The organism is Humibacter ginsengisoli, assembly GCF_054780095.1.
The window spans coordinates 80,033-103,375 of record NZ_BAAGWZ010000011.1; the positions used below are offsets into that span (position 1 = coordinate 80,033).

Below are 23,343 nucleotides of genomic sequence, written 5' to 3' on the forward strand. Positions count from 1 at the left end.
GCACCGTCTGTCAGCGTGGTCACGGGTGAAGTCCTTTCAGCAGCGCCGCGGTGGCGTCGCAGTGTTTCTCCATGGTGGTTCTTGCGATATCGGCGTCGCCGTCGACGATGGCGTGCACGATGCGGGCGTGCTGCTCGTCTGAGCTCACGATGTTGGCCTGCAGGAACGGGATCTCCGACAAGTACTCGTGCACCCTCGTCTGCGCCCAGCCGACCGCCTTGGACAGCTTGGGCGATCCGCATGCCGACGCGATCGCGAGATGCAGTCGCGCGTCCGCCTGCCGGTACAGTTCAGGAGCACGGCTCGTGTCGAAGTCCGCGAGCGCCGCGAGCAGAAGCTGCCGCTGCTCGTCGCCGATGCTCGCGGACGCCGCCGTTTGACAGGCGCCGGGCTCGACGACCCGTCGGAAGACGAGAAGATCGTCGAGCTCGGCGCGGGACGGAGAGACGGAAACCCCCGTATCCGTCCGGGGCCGGGCCGCCCCCGCTTGCCCGACCACCGATCCCCCGCCCCTGCCTCTCGTCGTCGTGACCATGCCGGCCGCGCGCAGCGCGCTGATCGCCTCGCGCACCGTGGAGCGGGAGACGTTCATGCGGACGGCGAGCTCGCGTTCCGTCGGCAGCTTGTCGCCGGGCCGGAACACACCGAGCTGGATCGCTGAGCCGAGCTGCTCGACGCACGACTCGAAGGCCATGTGGTCGCGCACCGGCTGCAGCACCGCGTCGACGAGAGGGGTCTGTGTCATCGTCATGGATCCTGAGCCATCCCTTCCGTCGGTCATTCCTCCAGAAGTCTGTCTGCGGCGAGGGTCAGATGCTCGGATTCCTCCCGGGTCATGAAGTGGCGGCGTCCGCGGCCGTACCAGAGCGCTACCGCGAGCACGGCGACCACGACGACGGCGATCGGCGCGTAGTTGAACGTGTCGACGGTGATCGGCGTGACAGGCGGAAGCACGAACAGGATGCAGATCAGGATGACCCAGCAGACCGCGATCCAGCCCACCAACGGGCTCCATCTGCCCAGGTGCCACGGACCCGGCACGAACTCCTTGTTCAGCCGTCTCAGAAGCACCGGTGTCACGTAGGCGATGTACAGCCCGATCACGGCTATCGACGTGACCGCGAGGTACGCCGTGTTGTTGAACAGCGCGGGCACGGTGAGGATCACCGAAAGGCACACGCACAGCCAGACCGAGTTCGTCGGCGTTCCGCTGCGCGGGTTCACCTTCGACCACCAGCGCGATCCGGGGATGGCGTTGTCGCGCGAGAACGCGTAGCTCATGCGCGAGTTCGCGGTGACGGATGCCATGCCGCAGAAGAACTGCGCACCGCACACGATGAAGAGCAGGAACTTGGCCATCGTCGGGTTGTTCAGCGAGTCGAGGAAGATCTGCGCCGGCGGCAGCCCCGTGCTCGACGCCGCCAGCTTGTCGAGTCCGGCGTTCGTACCGTTCTGGATGGCCGCGGTGATGGAGTAGAGCAGGATCCAGCCGCCGATGATCGAGATCACGACGCTCATCACGATGCCCCGCGGCGCCGACCGGGCCGCGCCCTTCGTCTCCTCCGCCACGTGAGCCGAGGCGTCGTATCCGGTGTACGTGTACTGCGCCATGAGCAGGCCCATCAGGAACACGTACGGGGCGAACGAGAATCCGGTCGCGTTGTGCCAAGCGGTCATCGTCCAGGTGAAGCTCTGGTGATGCGTGGGCAGAATCCACAGCACGCCGACGATGATGAGCACGCCGACGATGTGCCACCAGGCGGAAACGTTGGAGAGGATGCTGACCAGCTTGACCCCGAACGTGTTGAGCAGCCCATGGATGACGATCAGCACCACGAACGTGAGGAACGTGCCGAGCGCGGTCGGGGTGATACCCCACACCAGCGCCGCGAACGCGTTCATGGTGGTCGCTGCTCCGAAGTCGATGGCCGCGGTGACCGCGATCTCGCCGAGGAAGTTGAACCAGCCGACGAACCACGCCCACTGCCGCTTGTTCTTCTTGGCGAGGCGTCCTGCCCAGAAGTACAGGCCGCCGGCGGTCGGATACCTGGAGCACACCTCGGCCATGGCGAGCGCCACGAGCAGCACGAACACGCCGACGACGGGCCATCCGATGTTGATGGCGGCCGGGCCGCCGGAGTTCAGCGCGATGGCGTACGAGGTGATGCATCCGGCGAGGATGGAGATGATCGAGAACGAGACCGCGAAGTTCGAGAAGCCGGACATGCCGCGGTGCAGTTCTTGCTTGTAGCCGAGCTTCGCCAGCGCCGCCGCGTCGGCATCCAGCACGTCGTCGACGTGCGCGTCTGAGTCGCCAGGTTCCTGCCCAGCCAGTGTGTCTTCGGTCATGACGGTGTCACTGCCAATCGGGTCGGGGGGCGCGTCGTCGTCGACGCGTCGATCGCGATTCTTGCGCTGGCCGACCGCTTCTGTCAATGGTCGGATGTTAGACCTTTACGTCGGAGCACCGCCCCAATGACCGGAAGTCCACGACGCTCGCGCCGGCCGCCCGTAGAGTGTGGCCATGACGGAGACGTCCGACCCCGCCGGTCCAGCAGCCGCCGACCTCGACGCGAGCTCCGCGGCCGCCGCTTCCGAGCTGGAAGACTTCGAGTCGGCGGATGCTGCCGCCGTGCGCGCCCACGAAGCGGTGCCGTCGCGCACCTTCTGGGCCAACCTCAATCATCCGTTCGTCGTGGGCTTCTCGCTGACGATCGGCGGCCTCGCCGCGTTCGTCGTGGGCGTGGCGTTCTCGAACCTGTCGACGATCATCATCTACATCGTGTTCGCCCTGTTCGCGGCGCTCGGGCTCGACCCGATCGTGCGCACCCTGGAACGGCACAAGGTGAAGCGGGCGTGGGGCATCGTGATCGTGTACACGGCGTTCGCGCTCATCCTCGTCGGTGTGCTGTGGCTCATCGTTCCCACGATGGTGCGCCAGATCAGCCAGTTCGTGAGCAACATCCCGAAGACGATCACCGCGTTCCAGCACTCGGATTTCTACAGCTGGCTGCAGTCGAACTTCGGCGACCAGGTGTCGAACATCACCGACCAGATCAAGAGCTTCCTCGCCGATCCGGCCAACATCGCAGCCATCGGAGGCGGCGTCGTGAAGGTGGGCTTCACGATCGGGTCGGTGATCTCCGGTGTCATCATCGTGCTGGTGCTCAGCCTGTACTTCCTGGCGACACTGCCGGCCATGAAGGCTGCCTTCGTGCGCCTCGCGCCCGCACGCAACCGGCGAACGGTGTCATCGATGATGGAGCAGATCTCTTCAGGCATCGGCGGCTATCTCGGCGGGATGGTCGTGCTCGCGTTCTGCAATGCGGTCATCGCGTTCTTCATCTACCTCTTCCTCGGGCTGCCGTTCCCGCTGCTGATGGCCGTGGCGGCTTTCTGCATCACGCTCATCCCGCTCGTCGGATCGGTGCTGTTCTGGATGGCCGGCACCGTGATCGCACTGTTCAGCAGCCCACTCGGCGCGCTGGTGTTCGCGATCATCTACCTCGTGTACATGCAGATCGAGGCATACGTTCTCACGCCGCGCGTCATGAACCGCGCGATCGCCGTCCCCGGCTCGCTCGTCGTGATCGGCGCGCTGGTCGGCGGCACTCTGCTCGGGCTGCTCGGAGCGCTGGTGGCGATTCCGGTGACGGCGAGCATCCTGCTGATCGTCAAGCAGATCCTCATTCCCCGTCAGGACGCCAAGGTCTGAGGGCGCCGTGTTGAGCACCTCATGGGCGTGGTTCAAGCGCCACGATCCCGACCTCGGCGCTCTGCGAAGAGCGGGACGTGCCGCCGTTGTGATGCCCGCCCTGTTCGCCTTCGGCTTCTACGTGGTGCACAACCCGGACTTCGCGCTGTTCTGCGCCTTCGGCTCGCTCGCGATGCTGCTCTTCGTCGGCTTCGGCGGCACGATCAGGGAGCGCCTCCAGGCGCAACTCGCTCTTGCGATCGCCGGCGCCGTGTTCGTGTGCCTCGGCACGCTTCTGGCGGTTCCGGTGTGGCTCGGAGCGCTGTCGATGGCGGTCGTCGCGTTCGTCGTGCTCTTCGTCGGAACGGTGAGCGATGTTCTCGCGTCGGCCAGCACGGCACTTCTGCTGACGTTCATCCTGCCCGTCTCGCTGCCCGGCGGCATCGACACCCTGCTGCCGCGTCTGGCCGGCTGGGGGACGGCGTCGTTGGTGGGCCTGGCTGCCATCGCACTGCTCTGGCCCGCACCCACGCGGATGCCGCTGCGCACCAGTGCGGCGGATGCGTGCAGGGCCCTGGCCTCCCGGCTGCGTGCGGACGCCGAGTTCGTGCTGAGCGGGCGAAGCGATGCCGCGGGTGAAGCGCGCGACCATGCGGCCACGCGAGCGGATGCCGCGGTCGAGGCTTTGCGGGCACTCTTTCTCGCCACCCCGTATCGTCCGACAGGATTGAACACCCCTGCGCGCACCGTCGTGCGGCTCGTCGACGAGCTCGACTGGCTGCAGACGGTCGTCGCGCAGTCCGCGTTCGTGCCGCGCCTCACCTTCACCGGCGCAGATGGCGTCTACCGGGACGTGTGCCAGGTGAAGATCGCCGCAGCCGACGTGCTCGAGCGCGGTGCGGACATCCTGCTGGGCAACGGCGCACCCGGCGACGAGTTGGAGGAAGCGCTCACCTGGCTCGCTGACGCACGCAGCGCCGTCGCCGAGCGTGCACTCACCGGGCTGCCCGAACGGGTGAGCCATGGGACGGGAGACGCGGACAACGCCGACGCCTTCGTCTCAGCGCTCGACCCCGGGTTCCGTGCTCAGGAGCTGGGTTATGCGGTCTCCCAGGTCGGACAGAACATCGCGCTGACAGCTGCTGCCGAGCGTCGCAGCTGGTGGGACAAAGCCCTCGGGCGGCAGCCGGGCGACCTGATCGGATCTTTCAGCGCCGGGATCGAGCGGGCACGCGCGCAATTCGAGTGGCATTCGGTGTGGTTGCACAACAGCATCCGCGGAGCAGCCGCACTCGGGGTCGCCGTGCTGCTGGCGGATCTGACCGGGGTGCAGCATTCGTTCTGGGTCGTGCTCGGCACGATGTCAGTGCTGCGGTCGAACGCGCTGAGCACCGGGCAGAACGCCCTGCGCGGAGTGGTCGGGACGGCGGCCGGAGTGGCGATCGGCGGCGCGCTGCTGGCTTTGCTGGGCACGAATCCGGTCGCGCTGTGGATCGTGCTCCCCCTCTCGATGCTCATCGCCGGGGTTGCACCGACAGTGATCTCGTTCGCCGCAGGACAGGCCGCCTTCACCCTCACGCTCGTGCTGCTGTTCAACATCATCGAGCCGACCGGCTGGACCATCGGTCTCTACCGCATCGAAGACGTCGTTCTCGGATTCCTGGTCAGCCTGCTCCTCGGCCTGCTGTTCTGGCCGCGTGGTGCTGCAGCGTCGCTGCGCGTCGCCTTGGCCGAGGCGTACTCGGCCCTCGCCGACTACCTGTTCGCCGCAGTGGCGTTCGGAGTCGACCGGTGCGATGCGAGCGTGACCAGGCATCCACTCCCGGCGACGGAGGCAAGACGCACGGCCGCCGCGTCACGCAGGCTGGACGACACCTTCCGGACGTATCTCACCGAACGCTCCACGCGTCGAGTGCCGCTCGCCGAGGCATCCGCCGCCGTCGCGGGGGTTGCCGCTATTCGCCTGGTGTGCGACGCGATCGTCGACATGTGGAGCGATGAGGACGGCACGGCGCAGGGCGACCGTGCACGGGCCAGGCGCGCGCTGGAGACGTCGGCCGCGGTGCTGAGCGAGTGGTGCAGGCAGCTGGGGGGCCGCCTCCTGCGCCGGGACGAGCTTCCGGCGGCTCCGGAACGCAATCCCGTTCTCACGTCCGATCTGATCGACTCGGTGCGGCTCGACCTGGGCGACGAGTCGGGGAGAAGCACCCCCACCGCCGTGCGCATCGTGTGGACCGGCGACTACCTGGATGCCGTCCGCCGGCTGCAGACCCGCATCGTGACGCCCGAGCAGACCGTGCCGGGGCGTGCCGCGACACAGCCTCGCTGAGCTGCCGCCGCGACCGCGTCGATCACGTGGTCGCGAGCTCGAAGGCACGCCACATCGCGGCGTAGGCGCCGTCGCGCTCGAGGAGTTCGTCGTGCGAGCCGACCTCGATGACGCGGCCGTGGTCGAGCATGACGATGCGGTGAGCGCCCATCGCTGTCTGCAGACGATGGGCGATGAGCACCGTGGTGCGGTCGCGGGCGAGGCGATGCATGGCATCCGTCACCCGCGCCTCGGTGGCGAGATCGAGGTTGCTGGTCGCCTCGTCGAGCAGCAGGATCGCAGGATCCACGAGCTCGGCACGGGCGAGGGCGATCAGCTGCCGCTGCCCGGCGGAGAGCGACTTGCCGCGTTCGGCGATCATCGTGTCGTACCCGAACGGCAGCGACTCGATCATGTCGTGGGCGCCGACGGCCCGTGCGGCGTCCTCGATGTCGGTGGCCGGGGCATCCGGTCGACCGTAGGCGATGTTCTCGGCAACGGTTCCGGTGAACAGGAAGGATTCCTGCGGCACGTAGCCGAGGTGGCGCCGGTAGTCGCCCAGGCCGAGCCTGCGCAGGTCGATGTCGTCTGCCAGAACGGCGCCGCGGTCAGGGTCGTAGAACCGGGCGAGCAGTTTCATCACCGTCGACTTTCCTGCCCCGGTTTCGCCGACGAGCGCGACCGTCTCGCCCGCACGGATACCGAGACCGATTCCGGCCAGCGCCTCCTGCGGTCGTCGAACGGCCGCGTCGCGGGAGAGCGGGTCGTGGGCATCCCGAGGTCCGCGCAGCTCGGCCGATACCGCACCCGTCGGGTAGGCGAAGTGGACGTCGTCGAGCGCGACGTCGCCGGTCAGGTGCCGAACCTCGACCGGATGCTCCGGCTGCGGCGTCAGCGTTTCAAGCTTCATGAGACCGGAGATGCGCGACACCGAGACGCGGGTCTGCTGCCAGGCGTCGAACACCTGCGAGAGCTGCTGGATCGGCGAGAAGAACATGTCGATGTAGAGCAGGAACGCGATGAGGGCTCCGGCCGTGAGGTTGCCCTGCGCGATGAGCGCGGCGCCGAGGCCGAGCACGATGGCGTCGGCGATGGCTGAGAGGAACTGCACGAACGGGAAGTAGATCGCGACCAGCCGCTGCGCGGCGACCCGGGAGCGCAGGTAGGCGCTGCCGTGCCCGTGGAAGCGGCGCATGGTCGCCTCCTCGTGCGTGAACGCCTGCGACTCGCGCACCCCCGAGAGGCTCTCCTGGAACGCCGCGTTGACGATGGCGATGCGCTCCCGGGAGAGGTCGTAGAGCCGCGACGAGCGCCGCCGGAACCACATCGTGGCGATGGCCAGCGGAATCACGACGGTGAGCACGGCCAGGCCGAGCGGGGCATCCACGATGACGAGCGCGACCCCGACGCCGACGAACGTGACGAACGCGACCAAGGCGCCGAGCAGACCATTCTGCAGCAGCGACTCGAACTGGTCGATGTCGGTCGTCATGCGCGTCATGATGCGGCCGGCCATCTCGCGCTCGTAGTAGTCGAGCGAGAGCCGCTGCAGCTGTGCGAACACGCGGATGCGCAGCGACAGCATGATGCGCTGCGCCGCGCGTCCGGTGACGAACGACTCGGCCATGCCGTTGAAGAGGTCGGCGATCGTGATGACGAGATAGAGAGCGGATGCCCCGAACAGCACGGCTGCGACGCCTCTGGTGACGCCGTCATCGATCCCCGTCTTGACCACGGCCGGCCCGAGGAGACCGATGAACGCGTCGATCACGACGAACACGAGCGCGAGCAGCAGCGGCCGGCGGAACTCGCCCAGCACCTTTCCCAGCGAGAAGTCGCGCTCGTGGCGAGACTCGCGGTCGAGGTCGATCTCGGGGAAGTCCTTCACCGGCGGAAGCGCGGCGACCCGCGCCAGCAGCTCGGGGGTGGGCGCGAGGCCTGCCCCCATGCCCCGCATGCCGCCGCCTCCGCCGCCGAGGCCCATGCCGATGCCTGTGGCGCGCGGCGCACCCGATGGGCGCGCGGGCGCGCTGGAGCTGGGAGGCCGCCGTCCTGACGGTCGGTCGTGGCCGGACGCCGAGTCGACATCGCCGTCAGAGTCGGCGGCGACGTCGAGCTCCGCACCCGCGAGCGCGTCGATGTCGCCGCGGCGGGCGGCATCCGTCGCGCCGAACAGGGCGCGGTACGTGTCGCTGTGGTCGATGAGCTCGTCGTGCGTGCCCTGGTCGACGATGCGGCCGTGCTCGAGAACGACGATGCGGTCGGCCAGGTGCAACGTGGAGTGCCGGTGTGCGACCAGCAGCACCGTGCGGTCCTCCATCACGCTGCGCAGTGCGTCGTGGATGGTCTGCTCGGTGCGGGCGTCGATGGCGCTGGTGGCGTCGTCGAGCACGAGAATGGCCGGGTCGCGCAGGATCGCCCTCGCGAGGGCGATCCGCTGCCGCTGGCCACCGGAAAGGCTCAAGCCCCGCTCGCCGACCACGGTGTCGTATCCGCGGGGCAGATCCATGATGAAGTCGTGAGCCTGCGCAGCGCGTGCGGCGGTCTCGATCTCGTCGTCGGTGGCATCCGGAGCGCCGTAGGCGATGTTGTCGTGCACGGACTCGGAGAACAGGAAGGCGTCTTCGAAGGCCATGCCGATCGACTGCCGAAGCGATCCGAGGCGCACGTCGCGCACATCCGTGCCGCCGATCGTCACACCACCCGCGTCCGGGTCGTAGTAGCGCACGAGCAGGCGCCCGACCGTGGACTTTCCGCTTCCACTCGCGCCGACGAGCGCGACCCGCTCCCCCGGTCGCACGGTGAGCGAGAAGTCGCGCAGCACGGGTGTCTCGGACTCGTAGCCGAAGGTGACGTCGGAGAACTCGATGGTTCCGGGGCGGGCGGGCAGGTCGACGGCGCCGGGAACATCCTGAATGGCCGGCGTCAGGTCGAGCAGCTGGAAGATGCGCTCGAGTCCGGTGCGGGCCATCTGCCCGATGGTGAGGATGCCCGCGAGCTGCCGCGCGGGCGCCATGAGCTGGGCGATGTAGGTGGAGAACGCGAGGAACGTGCCGAGCGTGATGTTGCCGGTGAGGGCGAGCCATCCGCCGAGCGCCAGGATGCCCACCTGCCCGAGCACGGGCACCGCCTCGAGCAGCGGCTGGTACCGCGACTGGATGCGCACGGCACGCATCTGGGATCCGTACAGCGCGGACGCCGTGCCGGTGAGACGTTCCAGCTCGCGTCGTTCCTGCCCGAACGCCTTGACGACGCGCACACCGCCGACGTCCTCATCGACGATCTCGGCGAGGTCCCCCTCCTTCTGCTGGCCGTCCCAGGTGGCGGGGAAGACGCGGCGGCGCATCCGGTAGCTGACGATGAGCAGTGCGGGCAGCACGGCGAGGCTGATGATCGCGAGCAGCGGTGAGAGCACGAACATCACGACGAGCGAGAGCACCATCATGAGCACGTTGCCCGAGACCAGCGGCAGGAAGTTCAGCAGGCCCTGCACCAGCGCGGAGTCGGAGTTCGCGCGGGCGACGAGCTGGCCCGTCGGCATGGTGTCGAGGGTGGCGGCGTCCAAGCCCTGCAGCTTGTCGTGCATCTCGTTGCGCAGGTCGTTCTGCACGTCGAGCGCCACGCGCCCGCCGCGGTACCGACGCAGATAGGCGAAGCCGAACGCGATGACCGCCAGCCCGATGAGCAGTGCGAGCCAGGGCAGCAGCGGTGCGGACTTGTCGATGATGACGCCGTCCACGATCTGCCTGGCGATGAGCGGAGTGGCCACCTGACACGCGGAACCGAGGATGGCCGCCGCCACCGCTATCGACACGTTCACCCGGTGACGCCACAGGTAGTGGCCGAGCCGGCGCAGCCATCCCGGCTTGGATGCCTCCGGGGCGGATGCCGGATGCTCCGCGTCGGTCTGCGTGCCGTCCTGCGCCTTCGTCTGGGTCATACGGTCGCCCCCGCCGATGGTCGGGGCGTTCGGTCGGGTTCCGACGGCTGCGACACGGGTCGAGTCGCTCCACCGACGGCCGCAGGCGACGCAGCCCGGGTCGCAGCGCCGAGGTCCGCAGACCCGGCAGCGCCTACCGCCGCGGCGTGTCGCGCGGCGGCGATGGATGCCTGCCGGCGCTCGATCGCGGTTTCGAGCGATGCGAGGGCGGTCAGCGTGGCCGCAGCATCATCGGTGTCGTCGACGAGCTGTGTCACGACTGCGACCAGCGCTTGCTCCGCGGCAGAGCGTGCGACCTCGCCGGATGCCGTCAGCACGAGGTCCGTCGCGCGCTGGTCGGCGTCGTGCGCCTGCTTGCTCAGCAGTCCACGGCGCACGAGCGAATCCACCGTCGAGCTGATCGCAGGCTTGCCGAGCGCGAGCCGGTGCGCCAATCGGGATGCCCGTGCTTCACCCTCCGCCACGGCGGAGAGCACCCTGAAGTCGGCGAGGCTGAGCTCAGGCAGCGAACGCTCCAGCACGCGCGAGGCACGGGTGAGCGCGTTGACCGCGGCACGGGCATCCGCATCGCGTTGAGATAGTTCGAGCACCGAACCATCGTAGAACGAGAGCCGGAGCTGCGGGGCGGCGCGACTCCGTTTCCGCGAGACTGCACGCCCACCCCGAAACAGCGGGTAATGACCACGGTCTCGGGGCGGGCGTGCAGTCTCGTGATGAGATCAGGCGCCGCGAGCTACCCCACCGTCACCTCATGGCCGCTCTCGGCGGAGCGGTAGCACGCGTCGATGAGCTCGGCGCGGCGCAGGCCGAGGGATCCGTCGTGCTTCACCCACTCCGCCTCGCCGGCGCGGATGGCCGCGACGAACTCGGCGACGACCTGGTCGTGTCCCCCGTTGTCACCGGGGGTCGCGTCGTAGTCGGCGACCACGCCGTCCTCGTTGCGGAACACGGTGAACTCGCTGGTGACGTAGTCGACCACGCGCAGCTCGGCGCCGCCCTCGGTGCCGTACACGGTCATCCAGTACACGTTCTCGTGCCGTGAGAAGCTGTCCCAGCTGGTCTCGAGCGTGAGCGTCACGGCGTTCTTCAACCGCACGAACGCGATCGCGATGTCTTCGACATCGAACCCCTCCATCGCCTTCGTACCGAGCTGGTCGTAGGTGGATGCCGACACGGTCGCCACCTCCGGTTCACCGAGCAGGTGCAGCGCGTAGTCGATCACGTGCACGCCGAGGTCGAGCAGCGGACCGCCGCCGGAGAGCTCCTTCTTCGCGAACCAACCGGAACCCGGGATGCCCGCGCGGCGCGACCATCCGGCCTTCGCCACATACGGGGTGCCGAGCTCCCCTGAGGCGATGATGCGGCCGAGCTCGGCGATGTCTCCACGCAGCCGGTGGTTGAACACCACCTGCAGCACCCGACCGGATGCCCGTGCCGCCTCGACCATCGCCCGCGCGTCCTCGAGGTTCGCCGCGATCGGCTTCTCCGTGAGCACGTGGATGCCACGCTGCAGCGCCGCGATCGACACCGGAGCGTGCAGGAACGTGGGCGTCGCGATGCTGATCGCATCCAACTCGACCGCGTCCAGCATGTCTTCCCAGCGCTGGAAGGTCGCCGGGATGCCGTACTCCGCCTGCAGCAGCTCGACCTGTTCGGTCTCCATGGCGGCCAGCGCAGCGATCTCGACGCCCTCCAGAGCGGCATAGCCCTTCAGGTGCTGCTGACCGGCCCATCCTGCGCCGACGACCCCGACCTTCAGAGTGCTCACGCGTGCTCCCCGTCTCGCTCCGACGCCTGCTCTCCCACCGGCGCCTGCTCGCCTTCGGAGGGCTGGGCAAACCAGTCTCGCGGCGGGTTCGCCACCTCCGGCACGTGCGAGACGCCGCGCGCCGGAACCGCCCAGCGCACCGCGTTCGCCAGCACGTCTCGAACATCCTCGTGATAGAACACCGGATACTCCTGGTCCCCGGGGCTGAAGTAGAACACCTTGCCCAGCCCGCGGCGATACGTGATTCCCGACCGGAACACCTCGCCGCCGGAGAACGAGCTCACGAATACCAGCTCATCCGGCGTCGGCACGTCGAAGTACTCGCCGTACATCTCCTGCTCACCGATGATCAGCGGCGACGGGATGCCCTCGGCGATCGGATGAGACGGGTTCACCGTCCACACCAGCTCGCGTTCGGCTTCGTTGCGCCACTTCAGGGAGCACGTCGTTCCCATCAGAACCTTGAAGATCTTCGAGAAGTGCCCCGAGTGCAGCACGATCAGGCCCATGCCGGCCAGCACCCGCTGCTTCACCCGCTCGACCACCTCGTCGTCGACGTCGTCGTGCTTCATGTGACCCCACCACAGCAGCACATCCGTCGCCTCGAGGGTCTCCGGGTCGAGGCCGTGCTGCGGCTGCTGCAGAGTCGCGGTGCGGATGCCCGCATCAGGCAGCCGCGCCGCCAGACCCTCAGCGATCGCGCCGTGGATCCCGTTCGGATAGATCGCCGCGATGTCCGGCTGCGTCGTCTCGTGGAAGTTCTCGTTCCACACGGTGATGCGCATGGTGCTCCTCGTTAGGTGAGAGATGGGATGTTCGATCGTCTGCACCGTTCAGGTCGCAGTTTTCGTCGCGATGAGTTCGGCGAGGCGACAGAAACTGCGACCTGAGCCGAAGGGGTGACACCTCGAATCGATTCGAACCGTCGGCAAGAGTACGCGGGCACGCGGGGTGGTGCAAGGGCCGGTGCGCTACGGGAGCGTGTGCCCGGCCGCGGTGAAGAGGCGGTACCACTCGGGGCGAGTGAGCGGGAGGTCGGAGCCGGCTGCGGCATCCTTCACCCGCTGCGGGTTCGTCGTGCCCAGCACGACCTGCATGTTCGCCGGGTGGCGGGTGATCCAGGCGACGGCGATGGCCGTGGGCGTCACGCCATAGGATGCCGCGATCTCGTCGATCGCGTCGTTCAGCTCCGCGTAGTTCTCGCGGTCGCCGAGGAAGACGCCGTCGAAGAATCCCTTCTGGAACGGCGACCACGCCTGCAGGGTGATGCCGTTCAGGCGGGCGTAGTCGAGGATGCCGTTGTCGCGGTCGACCGACTGGTCGAGACCGTTCATGTTCGCGGCGATTCCCTGCGCGATGAGGTTGGCGTGCGTGATGCTCAGCTGCACCTGGTTCACGACGAGCGGCTGTCGCACGGAGCGCTTCAACAACTCGGTCTGGCCGGGAGTCTGGTTCGAGACGCCGAAGTGGCGCACCTTGCCCGCGTCGTGGAGCGTGCTGAAGGCATCCGCGATCTCGTCCGGCTCCATGAGGGTGTCGGGGCGGTGCAGGAGCAGAACGTCGAGGTAATCAGTGCGCAGAGCGGCGAGGGACTCGTCGACCGATTCGAGGATGTGCTCCTTCGAGAAGTCCCAGAATCCGTTCCGGATGCCCACCTTCGACTGGATGTACACCTGCTCGCGTTCGGCTCCGGTGAAGCGCACCGCGTCGCCGAAGCGCCGCTCGCACGCGTGGTCGCCGCCGTAGATGTCGGCGTGATCGAAGAAGTCGATGCCGGCGTCGCGGGCGGTGCCGACGAGGGTGCGGATCTGCTCGTCGTCGAGATCGCGGATGCGCATGAGGCCGAGGATGACGTTGCTGGCCTCGATGGAAGTGTTCGGGAGGGTGATGGTCTTCATGTCTTCCATGATTGCGGCCGGAGCGCGCTCCGGGTCCAATCGAGGCGACCGGACCCGGAGCGCGGGCTCAGAACGGGTGCTTCAGCAGCAAGCTGATCCGGTCGAAGAGCCACGTGACGGCATCCGCGCTCCCCTGACCAGGAGACGAGTGACCGCCGTGGCCGTTGCCGTTCCCCTCGCCGTGGCCGTTGCCGTTCCCACCGCCGTTCCCGTTGCCGTTTCCGGATCCGACGTGCACCGGGATCACCTTCGCGACCGACCCATCGTCGGCGAGCACGACGGCGCGCTGCTGCGGGTGCTTGAAGTCGAAGAACCCGGCCAGTGAGCCGGCGCGCTCGTCGAACGAGGAGTCGCCGATGCGTCCGGTCGACCAGTTGTCCTCGATGAACTTCGTGATCGACGTCTGCTCGATGCTCGTGTGATCCACGTAGTTCTGCTTGGAGAACGGCGAGATCACGAGGAACGGCAGTCGCTGGCTCGGCCCGCACCGATCCGCATATCCGCCGGCCGCCGGGGCGGACGACGTGGTGCAGATCGCAGAGTCGTTCGAGGCATCCTTCGATCCGTTGAGGATGGTCGGCGCGACGTGGTCGTACCAACCGTCGGAGTCGTCGTAGTTGATCACGATCGCGGTGCTCGACCACGACGGCGACTGCTGGATGGCGTTGATCTCCTTGACCAGGAACTTCTGCTCGTCGAGCGGGTCGGAGTAGCCGGCGTGGCCGTCCTGCGACTCCGCCGCCTTGAGGAACGACACGGCCGGCAGGTTGTTCTGCTTCAGGGCTGTGTCGAACGCGGTCAGGTCGTACTGGTGGTTCGCCTGGTCGCTGTGCCCGATGGCGGCGTCACTCGTCGGCGGCAGGTGGTGCGGGTTCGAGGTGGACGTGTAATACGCGAACGGGTTGTGGTGCGGCGAGTAGTCGGCGGATGCCGCTCCCGCCACGTTCGTCGACTTCGCACCGCACACCGCGTAGTGGCCGTTCGTGCCATCCCACTTCGTGGTCGGGGCGAATCCGCCCTGGAACCATCCCCACGTCACGTTCTTCGCGTTGAGCAGGTCGCCGATGTTCTTGCCCGAGAGAGACGCGAGCGCGTTGGCCGACGTGTGATTGTTGTCTGCGCAGTCGTCATAGGCCGGGTCGGGATCGTTGATCACCGTCCCGACGCCTTTCGCGTCGGGCGAGGCGACGGTGTAAGCATCCGGTGCCGCGGTCTGCTGCCCGGTCTTCGGATCGATGGAGGTGACGCCGTGCGTCTGCCCGGAGATGAGATTCAGGGCGCCGGGGGTGGAGGGACCGAAGACGGTGTCCCAGGCGTTGTCGCTCATCGCGTAGTTCTGGGCATAGTTCCACAGACCCGTGACCGTGTTGCCGTCGTAGTAGTCCATGGCGAGCCCTGGGCTTCCGTACATGCCGGTGCAGGTGTCTTTGCTCGTGTTCTCCACGAACTTGTCCATCGCACCCCCGTTCACCGCCTTCTGCTCCGCGCCGTAGCCATGGTTCTGATCGCAGGTGACGGCCTGCTCGGGCGTGAGGCGCTGCGGGCTGTACGCGTTGGGATTGGATGCGATGAGTCCGGCGCTCTGCATCGTGTCGACGGCCGGGGTGCCCGGTGCGGCGGTGAACGACGTGCCGTCGGTGTTGGCTGCGTTCGGATAGGTGCCGAAGTAGTGGTCGAACGAGACGTTCTCGTCGAAAAGCACCACCAGGTGCTTGATCGGCGTCGTCGTCTTGGCGGAGCGGTCGGGCTGATGGGCGGACGCCGGCACCGCGAGGGCCACCGTCGTCGCGATCGCGGCGAGCGCGACCGGAATGGCGGCGACGCGCAGTGTGCGCCGCCCGAACACCGTGGGCATTCGTGTTCCTTTCGTCGGGAAGGGATGCTGCCGGCCGCGCAGTCCGTCAGGATGCTCAGGCCAGCAGCCCGCTGGCGTACCAGTCGGCTCTGTGCCGCACGCCCGGCAGCGCGAAGAAGTAGCCGCCGCCGGTCGGCGAGATGTAGTCGGCGAGCGGTTCGTCGATGAGCCGTTTCTGCACGGTCACGAACTGCCGTTCGAGGTCTTGGTTGAAGCACGCGAAGATCAGCCCGGTGTCGAGGTTGCCGTTCACGTCGATTCCGGAGTCGTAGTTGTAGCCACGGCGGAGCATCTGCTGCTTCGCCTGCTCGGGCGAGCGGTTGTTCGCGAGCCGGATGTGGGCATCCAGCTGGATCACATCGCCCGTCGGATCGGTCTCGTACCGCGGGTCGTCGTGCTCGTGCGTGCCGGTGAGCGGGGCGCCGGAGTCCCGGCGGCGGCCGATCATGTTCTCCTGCTCGTGCAGCGAGACGCGATCCCAGAACTCGACGAGCATGCGGATGATCCGCACCACGTGGTACGAGCCGCCCTCCACCCAGCTCGGCTCGCCGCCGCCGGCATGTGTCCAGACCAGTTCGTCGGCAGCGGATGCCGCAGCCAGCGCGGGTGCCGAGGTGCCGTCCTTGAATCCCATCAGGTTGCGCGGCGTTCCCGACGGCCGGGGTGGTGAGACGAATCCGTCGTTGCGCCAGCGCAGCTGCATCGCGCCGCGAGTCGCCCGAGCGATGTCTCGCAGGGCGTGCGTCACGGTGTCAGGGTTGTGAGCGCACAGCTGCAGCAGCACGTCGCCGTCGCAGGTCGCGCGGTCCAGGTCGTCGTTCGGGAAGTCCTCCATCGTGCGCAGCCGGTGCGGCTTGAGATCGGTCAGACCGAATCGGTCGTCGAACACGGATGCCCCGAACGAGACGGTCACGGCCAGCCCGTCCGCCGGCACCTGCGGGCCGAGCACGCCGGAGTCGGCGGGCGGTGCGGTGATGCCGACGGTCTGCGGGGCGCCACCCGCGGTGAGGAAGCGTGCCCGGTCGGTGATCGCCTTCATCAGGTCTGCGAGCTCGACCCGACCGGATGCCGTGAGGTCGAAGGCGGCGAACGTCGCGTTTCGCTGCGCCGGGGTGAGGATGCCCGCCTGGTGGGTGCCGTGGAACGGGTACGAGGCGGCGGGGCCGGCGGCCGCGGTCTCGGTCGTCGCCGCATCGCTCGCCGGCGTCGGAGCGCCCGCGCGGACAGACGTCGCCGCGGCGGCATGCGCACCAACCGCAGCTATCGGTGCGGCGATGCCGGCTCCCACGAGCCCGTGAAGGAAGCCGCGGCGGGCGAGTTCCGCTGTCACGTCGCCGGCCTCCGCACGTCGCAGATCGCCGCGATCGGCGCGAGCAGTTCGAGTGTTTCGTCGACGTGCGCGTCGAGCTGCTCGCGCTGTGCGGTGGTGAGGTTCGCGAGCGCCTGCGATGACCCATCCGCACCCCGGAACGACTCGACCAGCCGCTGCGTGGCCGCGATGGCGGCATCCGTCTTCGTCAGGTCGGGGTAGCGGGTCTTCAGGATGCCCCGCAGGGGCTCGAGCGCGTGCGTCGTGCCGGTGAGGTTGGCGTCGAGCGTGGCGAGGTTCGTGTGGCTGCCGGCATCCGTCTCACCGGTGAGTTCGAACTGCAGGGCGTTCTCCAGAATCTCGTGGGCGCGCAGGCCGATGTCGAGCGGGTCGATGCGGGTGTTCGGGAAGTCCGCCCGCAGGGCGGCGACGTCGTTCGTCAGTCGTGACGTGTACGGCGCAATCGCGGATGCCGACGCACCGGAGAAGAGCAGTGCCTCGATCTTGTGGAACCCGGTCAGGTCGGGATCATCGAGTGCGGTGCGACCGGGGGCGGGCATGCCGTTGATCGCCGTGTCGGCATCGCCGAACGCACCGTATGCGGCTCCGAGCGTCTCGTACTCGAGGTGCGCGATGAGCCAGTCCGCCTTGGCCTTGGCGAGGTCGCCGGATGTCACGTCACCGGCGAGCGCGTCCGTCTCCCCCTGCAACACGGGCAGCCGGCTCTCGATCCATGCGCCGTACTGCTTCGAAGCGGGGATGAGGTCGTTCTGCGTCACCGGTGGGATGCCCGCCGTCGCGTTCGCGACGTGCTTCGCGCCCGAAACAGTGACGACCGGTCCGGCGATGGGATCGGCGTCGGCCGGAAGGCAGACGAACCGGTACCGGCCCGCGCCGAGCGTGGCCTGGCCCCGTGTCGTGCTGCCGGCCCCGAGGGATTCCAGGTCGAGGTAGACATCCTTCGCGGTCGCCGACTGCAGGTAGACCTCCATGCCCGCGATCGAGGTGTTCCTGACGTCGAATGTCTGCACACCTGCCGTGGGGTGCACCCAGCCCGTGCCGCAGCCGGAGATGCCCGCGTCGACGGCGTAGGCATCCGGATGCTCGTCAGCGGGTTGCGAGCGCATCAGCACCGTGAGCACGACGCTCGCACCGATGACGACGACCGCGCCCGCCAGCGCTCCGTACTTCGCCCCTTGCCGCACGGGATGCCATGCTGGCACCGGATTCGGACCGGTTCACCGGCCGTTCATCGAGTTCACGCAGTGTTCAGCAAGTGCTCGTTCTGACGCCTGCCAGTGCGGGTAGACCGGTCGGTCGTCGGCAAGCCGACGGGCGCGCCGCCAGCGCCGCGGCCAGCATCCCGTTCACTCCGACGTGCACACCCCGGTGGCGACGGGTGTAGGGCCCGCGGTGGAGAGCACGGGGCGCACCTCGCCGAGGGTGAGCGCGTAGCCGGTGTCGGCATCCGTCGTCGAACGGGCGAACACCATGCCGACCACGTCGCCCTGGTCGTCGAACAGCGGACCGCCGGAGTTGCCCGGCCGCACGATCGCGCGCAGCGAATACACGTCGCGGACGACCGCGTCGTGTTGGTAGATGTCAGTGCCGGCAGCCGTGAGCTCGCCGCGGATCCGCGCCCCGCCGAGGGTGTACGGGCCGCCGCCCGGGAATCCTGCGACCACGGCCGGATCTCCCGCGTTCAGTGTCGCCCCCATACGGAGCGCCGGTGCTCCGAGGCCGGGAACCCTCAGCACGGCGACGTCGCGGTCCGGGTCGAACGCGACGACCGATGCTTGGTACGAGCGATCATCCTGCGACACGATCTCTACGGACGAGGAGCCCGCGACGACGTGGGCGTTCGTGACCACGATGCCGGATGCCTCCACCCAGCCGCTTCCGCTGGACTCCATAGAGCAGCTGGACTGCACCGCCTCCACCTTGACGACGCTCTGCGACTCGGCCTGCACGGCGGCCGGAATGGCCGAGTCGGGGGCAGCGGTGTCGGGAATCGTCTCGTTGCCGGAGAAGACCTTGGGCAGGCCCGCGCCGGCAAGCGCGTCGTCAAGCGCGCCGAGGGCTGTGGCCGGCGGCACCGGTGCGATGTCGTCGAGCACTGTGACGATGCGGGATGCGGATGCCAACTGCGAGGCCGGGTAGATCGACGACGACTGGGCGAACCCCGCAACGAGCCACACGACGGCCGCCCAGGCGACGAGGCCGACGATCGCGCCGCCCGTCGCATCGATGCCGTTCAAGGCGCCGCGTCGGCCGATGCGTCCGCGGAGCACGGCGCCGAGGCTGGATGCCACGCCGTAGAGAACGGCTCCGCACACCAGCACGACCACGGCCGCGAGAACCGTGCGGGCGATCATGCTGCCGTGGCCGAGCGGCATCGCCCACCCGACCATCACCGGAGCGAGCAGAAGCCCGATCCAGAGGCCCGCGACGAGCCCCACCATGGACAGCGCGGTGACCAGGGCTCCGCGGCGCCAGCCGATCGCGATAGCGGCGACCGCGGCGAGCGCGAGCACGATGTCGACGGCGATCTCCACGACACCGATTTTCGCCGGTGTTGCTGTGCGGGTGCTGGAGTGTACGGCGACCGGCCGTGTTGCTTCTGCGGGATGCGCTCCTCGTTGTCAGCAGCGCATCGGCGTCATGTTCGCATTGGCCGGCGTCTGATCGGGGGTGGTTCACCGGCGCTCGAGCTCAGCCCCCGTCGTACTCCGCTTGCCAGCGCCCGAGACTTCGAGGCCCGTCGCCATACCCGAGCGCGATCGATCCAGACCGGTGGTCTCACTTCGGGAACTCCGGCACTCATCCGCACCTGCCATCCGGAGCTTTCGATGGTGCGATGGTGGTACCAACAAAGCATTGCGCCGTTGTCAGTGTGCGTAGGGCCACCGGACGCGTGCTCCTGAACATGGTGGATCTCCGTCCACCCCGCGGGGATCATGCATCCGGGGATGACGCATCCCGCGTCGCGGAGCGACAACGCGCGCCGCTGCTGTGGAGTGAACCCGCGCTCGGGCGAGCCGAGGGCGATCAGGCGCCCCGTCGGAGTGAAGAAGGCCTTCTGCACGCCACCGGTGCAGATGAACTGTTTCGCCGATTCCACGGAGATGGGCACGTCGACGCCGTCCACCCAGGCTGCTCCTGAGCCTTTGCGGAGCGTCTCGGCGTCGACACTGACCAGCACGGTCGGCGAACCGCCGCCGATGGTCGGCAATTCAGCGCTGCGGGCGGCCGCATCCAGCGCAGCGGCAAGGATGTCGTGCCGCTGCTGGGCGGGCGTTCGCGATTCGCCCGTCGTCTCGGCGAGTTCCCTTTGTTCGTCCGTGAGGAATCGGCCGGCGGTCTTCGGGGAGAGGCACGAGTCGAAGATGCGCTCCAGCTTTCCCGAGATCTCGGGCATCAACCTCATGCGATACGTGATGAGGCCGCCTCGACTCCCGGTCTTGAGGATGCCGCGCCCGACCATCGCCTGGTCTTCACGCACTTTCACACCATCGGGGTCGAGCGCCACCTGCCACTGCAGTGCCTGGATACGTGTCTGATCGGCGGTCATCGGCACGATCTGCTCACCCGTCGAGGTGTCGACGCCTGTGGCACAGCCGACGAGCGCCCGCTCCGCTTCGGCCAACAGGCCCGGCTCAGCACGATGCTGGATCGCTCCGAGGTTGGAGACGATCGTCGCGGCGGTGTCAATGCCGATCACGCCGCCCCGCAGAGCCTCGGCAACAGCGGGGTACTTCGGTGGCAAGAGTTCCCCGGTGAGCGCGTCCCGGTCCCGGATGCCCGCACCGAGCCGGCACCAGCGCGCAGCCGTCGACTCGGAGGCGAGCGTCACGCGCGCGATCAGCTCGTAGGCGTTACGGCATCCGTTCCGCGCGCTGAGCCGCTCGCTGCCGAGGGACGGCCGTGAGCGTTCGAGGACCTCCGCGGACGCCGCCACTCGCAGCGCGTCGACGGATCGTCCGAGCTCCTCGATGCGCCCGAGCGCCTCGAGGAGCTCGCCGTCGCCGAGTCGAGGAACTTCCGCCACCTCGAGAGCAGCACGGACGGCATCCACCGCCGATTCGAGCCGCGCTCTCGTGTCGTTCATGTCTCCATTCAACCTGTAGCCACCGACATTCTCGGCGACGAATTCCTGATCAGAACATGTTTCCTGTGGATAGCGACCGAAGATGATGAGCTGTGGAGGACAAGTGGCGGCCTGTCGCCCGCGTCATCATGGAAGCTCTACCGAACACCCACGAGAGAGTGCTCTCCCATGCCTTCACCGCAGTCGCTGAGCGAGACCGACCGCCGCATCGTCGCAGCGTGGGCGGCCGATTGCGCGGAACGAGTGCTGCAGTTGTTCGAGGCCGAGGTCGCCGACGATGACAGACCGCGGGATGCGATCGCCCGCGCCCGCGCCTTCTCGCGCGGCGAGCTCGGAGCCGCAGAGGAGATCCGGCGGCGCTTCGTGGCAGGCCGTGCAGCGAAGTCGGCGAAGTCACCAGCAGCGGTCGCCGCCGCGCGTGCCGCTGCTCAGGCATCCGGTATCGCGCACATGGGCGCGCATGCGCTCGGCGCCGCCGCGTACGCCGCGAAAGCAGCAGGGCTGGCCGCGCCGGAGCATCCCCCGGCAATCGACGAGGAGATCAGCTGGCAGCTCGGGCACCTGACCGCGCCGGCGCGGGATGCACTCCGGCGCCTACCCCTCGTCGGCGAGAACTCGGCCGGACCACTCGGGGCGGGCCTCCTCACTTCCGGTGAGTTCGGCTCGATCATCCGCCGACTGCAAGCCGGCATCGGCCGATAACCAGTTCCTGTCCTCGGATCGGACTCGTCGTGCAGGGCTTCCCGCGCGAGGGCCGCGGCCGTGCGATGGCGATCTTCTTCGCCATCACCCGCGAACACTGACGCGCTTGAGTGGCGCATAGTTTGCGCATGGCCTGTGCATACTCACAGGTCCTACGTTCTCGAGGCATGACCCCCGCCGCCCCCGAAACCCCGAACGTTCTCATCGACCCCACGAACACCGCTCCTACCGGCGACCAGCCGAAGCCGCGACGAGGCATCCGACGGCGCGAGGTGCTGTTCGGCGGCGGAGGGATCGCGCTCGGTCTCGCAGGGGCTTTCGCCGGCATCGGCGCGGCGAGGGCGATCGCACGGTCGAAGCCGACCTCGTCGTCGCCGTCGAGCAGCGCGTCCGCATACACGATCGAGCGATTCACGAGCACTATGGTGACCGCTCCGAAGCTCGCCATCTGGAAGCAGAGCGGCGCCCTGCTGGCCGACGGGCACCTCTTCGCGACACCGCAGACCGACCAGTTCTCGCCCGCCATCTACGACACGGACGGAATGCTGATCTGGTCGCATCCGGGCGGCGGAGCCGGAACCGACTTCCGGGTGCAGCAGTACGAGGGCCGGCCCGTGCTGACCTACTGGACGGGCACCTCGCAGTACGGCAACGGCCAGGGCCACGGCGTCATCCTCGACAATTCCTATCAGCCGATGGCGCACGTCTATGCGCAGGGCGGCCTCCAGGCGGACCTGCACGAGTTCGAGCTCACTGACGCCGGCACAGCATTGATCACGTCGTACCCGCCGGTGCGAGCCGACCTCACCTCTGTAGGCGGAAAGACGGACGGCTGGATGTTCGACTGCCACATCCAGGAGATCGACATCGCTACCAGCAGACTGCTCCTCGACTGGCGGGCGAGCGATCACATCCCCCTCACCGAGAGCTACGTCGCCCTCGGATCGGACGGCGGCACGGCTCCGACCGCCTACGACCCGTACCACCTGAACGCGATCTCGGCCGACAGCGACGGCACGCTGCTGCTGTCGGCCCGGCACACCCACACCGTCTACTCCCTCGATCGAACGAGCGGCGCGATCCGCTGGCGGCTGGGTGGTAAGAAGAGCGACTTCGCCGTGGATGCCGACGCCGCGTTCGCGTGGCAGCATCACGCTCGCAGACAATCGGCTGACGAGATCAGCATGTTCGACAACCACGTGAACACCTCGAAGGGCACCTCCCGTGGGCTCGTGCTCTCCATCGACGAATCCGCGAAGACGGCGACGCTGAAGCAGGAATACGCCGACAGGAGCCATGTCGGGTTCGCGATGGGCTCGACGCAACTGCTCGGCAACGGCAATGTGCTGGTCGGCTGGGGAACGCAGCCCTACGCCACCGAGTTCACCGCGGACGGCACCGCAGTGTGGGAGGCATCCGGGCTCGGCGCAGACTGCTACCGGGTGGCCAAGAGCACGTGGGTGGGCCAGCCGAAGGCGGATCCCGACATCGCCACCGTGACGGACCCTTCGGGCCGGCTGCGGGTCTCAGCGAGCTGGAACGGTGCGACCGAGGTGGCGTCGTGGCGCATCCTCTCCGGAGCGACGAACGACTCCCTCTCGGCGGTCGCCACCATACCGAAGGACGGCTTCGAGACCACGTCGACAATCGACGGTGCAGCCTTTGTGCAGGTCCTGGCGCTCGACGCGAACGGTACGTCCCTGGGCTCATCGACGGTGGTCGCCACGTAGAGTTCTCCCGTCACGACAACCGCCGCGCTGT

Annotated in this window: 16 protein-coding genes; 4 read left to right on the top strand and 12 right to left on the bottom strand. The window is 68.1% G+C overall.

The genetic code is table 11. The annotated features are described in order from the left end of the window. Nucleotides 1–19 precede the first annotated feature (19 nt). Entirely contained in the window at nucleotides 20–745 is a 726-nt protein-coding gene (locus ACYVI5_RS14690; RefSeq protein ID WP_460580859.1) for a FadR/GntR family transcriptional regulator, read from the bottom strand. Between the two features lie 32 nt (nucleotides 746–777). Continuing rightward, on the bottom strand, nucleotides 778–2,349 hold the full coding sequence (locus ACYVI5_RS14695; RefSeq protein WP_460580860.1) for an amino acid permease: 1,572 nt from the start codon (nucleotides 2,347–2,349) through the stop codon (nucleotides 778–780). 175 nt (nucleotides 2,350–2,524) lie between these two features. On the opposite strand from ACYVI5_RS14695, the gene ACYVI5_RS14700 reads away from it, so the two are divergent. Then, complete coding sequence (locus ACYVI5_RS14700; RefSeq protein ID WP_460580861.1) at nucleotides 2,525–3,715, top strand: AI-2E family transporter; 1,191 nt, start codon at nucleotides 2,525–2,527, stop codon at nucleotides 3,713–3,715. A 10-nt stretch (nucleotides 3,716–3,725) separates the two neighbouring features. Beyond that, a complete protein-coding gene (locus tag ACYVI5_RS14705; RefSeq protein WP_460580862.1) occupies nucleotides 3,726–6,023 on the top strand; it encodes an FUSC family protein in 2,298 nt (765 codons plus the stop codon). A gap of 22 nt (nucleotides 6,024–6,045) precedes the next feature. On the opposite strand, the gene ACYVI5_RS14710 is transcribed toward ACYVI5_RS14705, so the two are convergent. The 10 genes from ACYVI5_RS14710 to ACYVI5_RS14755 all read right to left on the bottom strand — a co-directional run bounded on the left by ACYVI5_RS14710 (nucleotide 6,046) and on the right by ACYVI5_RS14755 (nucleotide 20,880). Next, nucleotides 6,046–9,942: an ABC transporter ATP-binding protein gene (locus ACYVI5_RS14710; RefSeq protein ID WP_460580863.1), complete on the bottom strand. Its 3,897-nt coding sequence runs from the start codon at nucleotides 9,940–9,942 to the stop codon at nucleotides 6,046–6,048. Next, complete coding sequence (locus ACYVI5_RS14715) at nucleotides 9,939–10,532, bottom strand: MarR family winged helix-turn-helix transcriptional regulator (protein WP_460580864.1); 594 nt, start codon at nucleotides 10,530–10,532, stop codon at nucleotides 9,939–9,941. Before ACYVI5_RS14715 ends, ACYVI5_RS14710 begins: the two co-directional genes overlap by 4 nt. A 143-nt stretch (nucleotides 10,533–10,675) precedes the next feature. Continuing rightward, nucleotides 10,676–11,710 carry a Gfo/Idh/MocA family protein gene (locus tag ACYVI5_RS14720; RefSeq protein WP_460580865.1) on the bottom strand — a complete coding sequence of 345 codons (1,035 nt, stop codon included), beginning with the start codon at nucleotides 11,708–11,710 and terminating at the stop codon, nucleotides 10,676–10,678. Continuing rightward, nucleotides 11,707–12,495 carry a ThuA domain-containing protein gene (locus ACYVI5_RS14725; protein ID WP_460580866.1) on the bottom strand — a complete coding sequence of 263 codons (789 nt, stop codon included), beginning with the start codon at nucleotides 12,493–12,495 and terminating at the stop codon, nucleotides 11,707–11,709. The genes ACYVI5_RS14720 and ACYVI5_RS14725 overlap by 4 nt, the downstream gene beginning before the upstream one ends. A 186-nt stretch (nucleotides 12,496–12,681) precedes the next feature. After that, on the bottom strand, nucleotides 12,682–13,608 hold the full coding sequence (locus ACYVI5_RS14730; protein ID WP_460537282.1) for an aldo/keto reductase: 927 nt from the start codon (nucleotides 13,606–13,608) through the stop codon (nucleotides 12,682–12,684). A 67-nt stretch (nucleotides 13,609–13,675) separates the two neighbouring features. Continuing rightward, nucleotides 13,676–15,463 carry a phospholipase C gene (locus ACYVI5_RS14735; protein ID WP_460580867.1) on the bottom strand — a complete coding sequence of 596 codons (1,788 nt, stop codon included), beginning with the start codon at nucleotides 15,461–15,463 and terminating at the stop codon, nucleotides 13,676–13,678. A gap of 55 nt (nucleotides 15,464–15,518) precedes the next feature. Beyond that, a complete protein-coding gene (gene efeB, locus ACYVI5_RS14740) occupies nucleotides 15,519–16,793 on the bottom strand; it encodes a Dyp-type peroxidase (protein WP_460580868.1) in 1,275 nt (424 codons plus the stop codon). Next, on the bottom strand, nucleotides 16,790–17,977 hold the full coding sequence (locus ACYVI5_RS14745) for an imelysin family protein (RefSeq protein ID WP_460580869.1): 1,188 nt from the start codon (nucleotides 17,975–17,977) through the stop codon (nucleotides 16,790–16,792). The genes efeB and ACYVI5_RS14745 overlap by 4 nt, the downstream gene beginning before the upstream one ends. Before the next feature lie 162 nt (nucleotides 17,978–18,139). Next, a complete protein-coding gene (locus ACYVI5_RS14750; protein WP_460580870.1) occupies nucleotides 18,140–19,327 on the bottom strand; it encodes a MarP family serine protease in 1,188 nt (395 codons plus the stop codon). Between the two features lie 104 nt (nucleotides 19,328–19,431). Further along, a complete protein-coding gene (locus ACYVI5_RS14755; RefSeq protein ID WP_460580871.1) occupies nucleotides 19,432–20,880 on the bottom strand; it encodes an HNH endonuclease signature motif containing protein in 1,449 nt (482 codons plus the stop codon). A 168-nt stretch (nucleotides 20,881–21,048) separates the two neighbouring features. Between ACYVI5_RS14755 and ACYVI5_RS14760 the strand changes: the two genes are divergently transcribed. Both ACYVI5_RS14760 and ACYVI5_RS14765 read left to right on the top strand, forming a co-directional pair. Beyond that, on the top strand, nucleotides 21,049–21,582 hold the full coding sequence (locus ACYVI5_RS14760; protein ID WP_460580872.1) for a putative immunity protein: 534 nt from the start codon (nucleotides 21,049–21,051) through the stop codon (nucleotides 21,580–21,582). Nucleotides 21,583–21,749: 167 nt separating this feature from the next. Continuing rightward, complete coding sequence (locus ACYVI5_RS14765; RefSeq protein ID WP_460580873.1) at nucleotides 21,750–23,312, top strand: arylsulfotransferase family protein; 1,563 nt, start codon at nucleotides 21,750–21,752, stop codon at nucleotides 23,310–23,312. The last annotated feature ends 31 nt before the right edge of the window (nucleotides 23,313–23,343 follow it).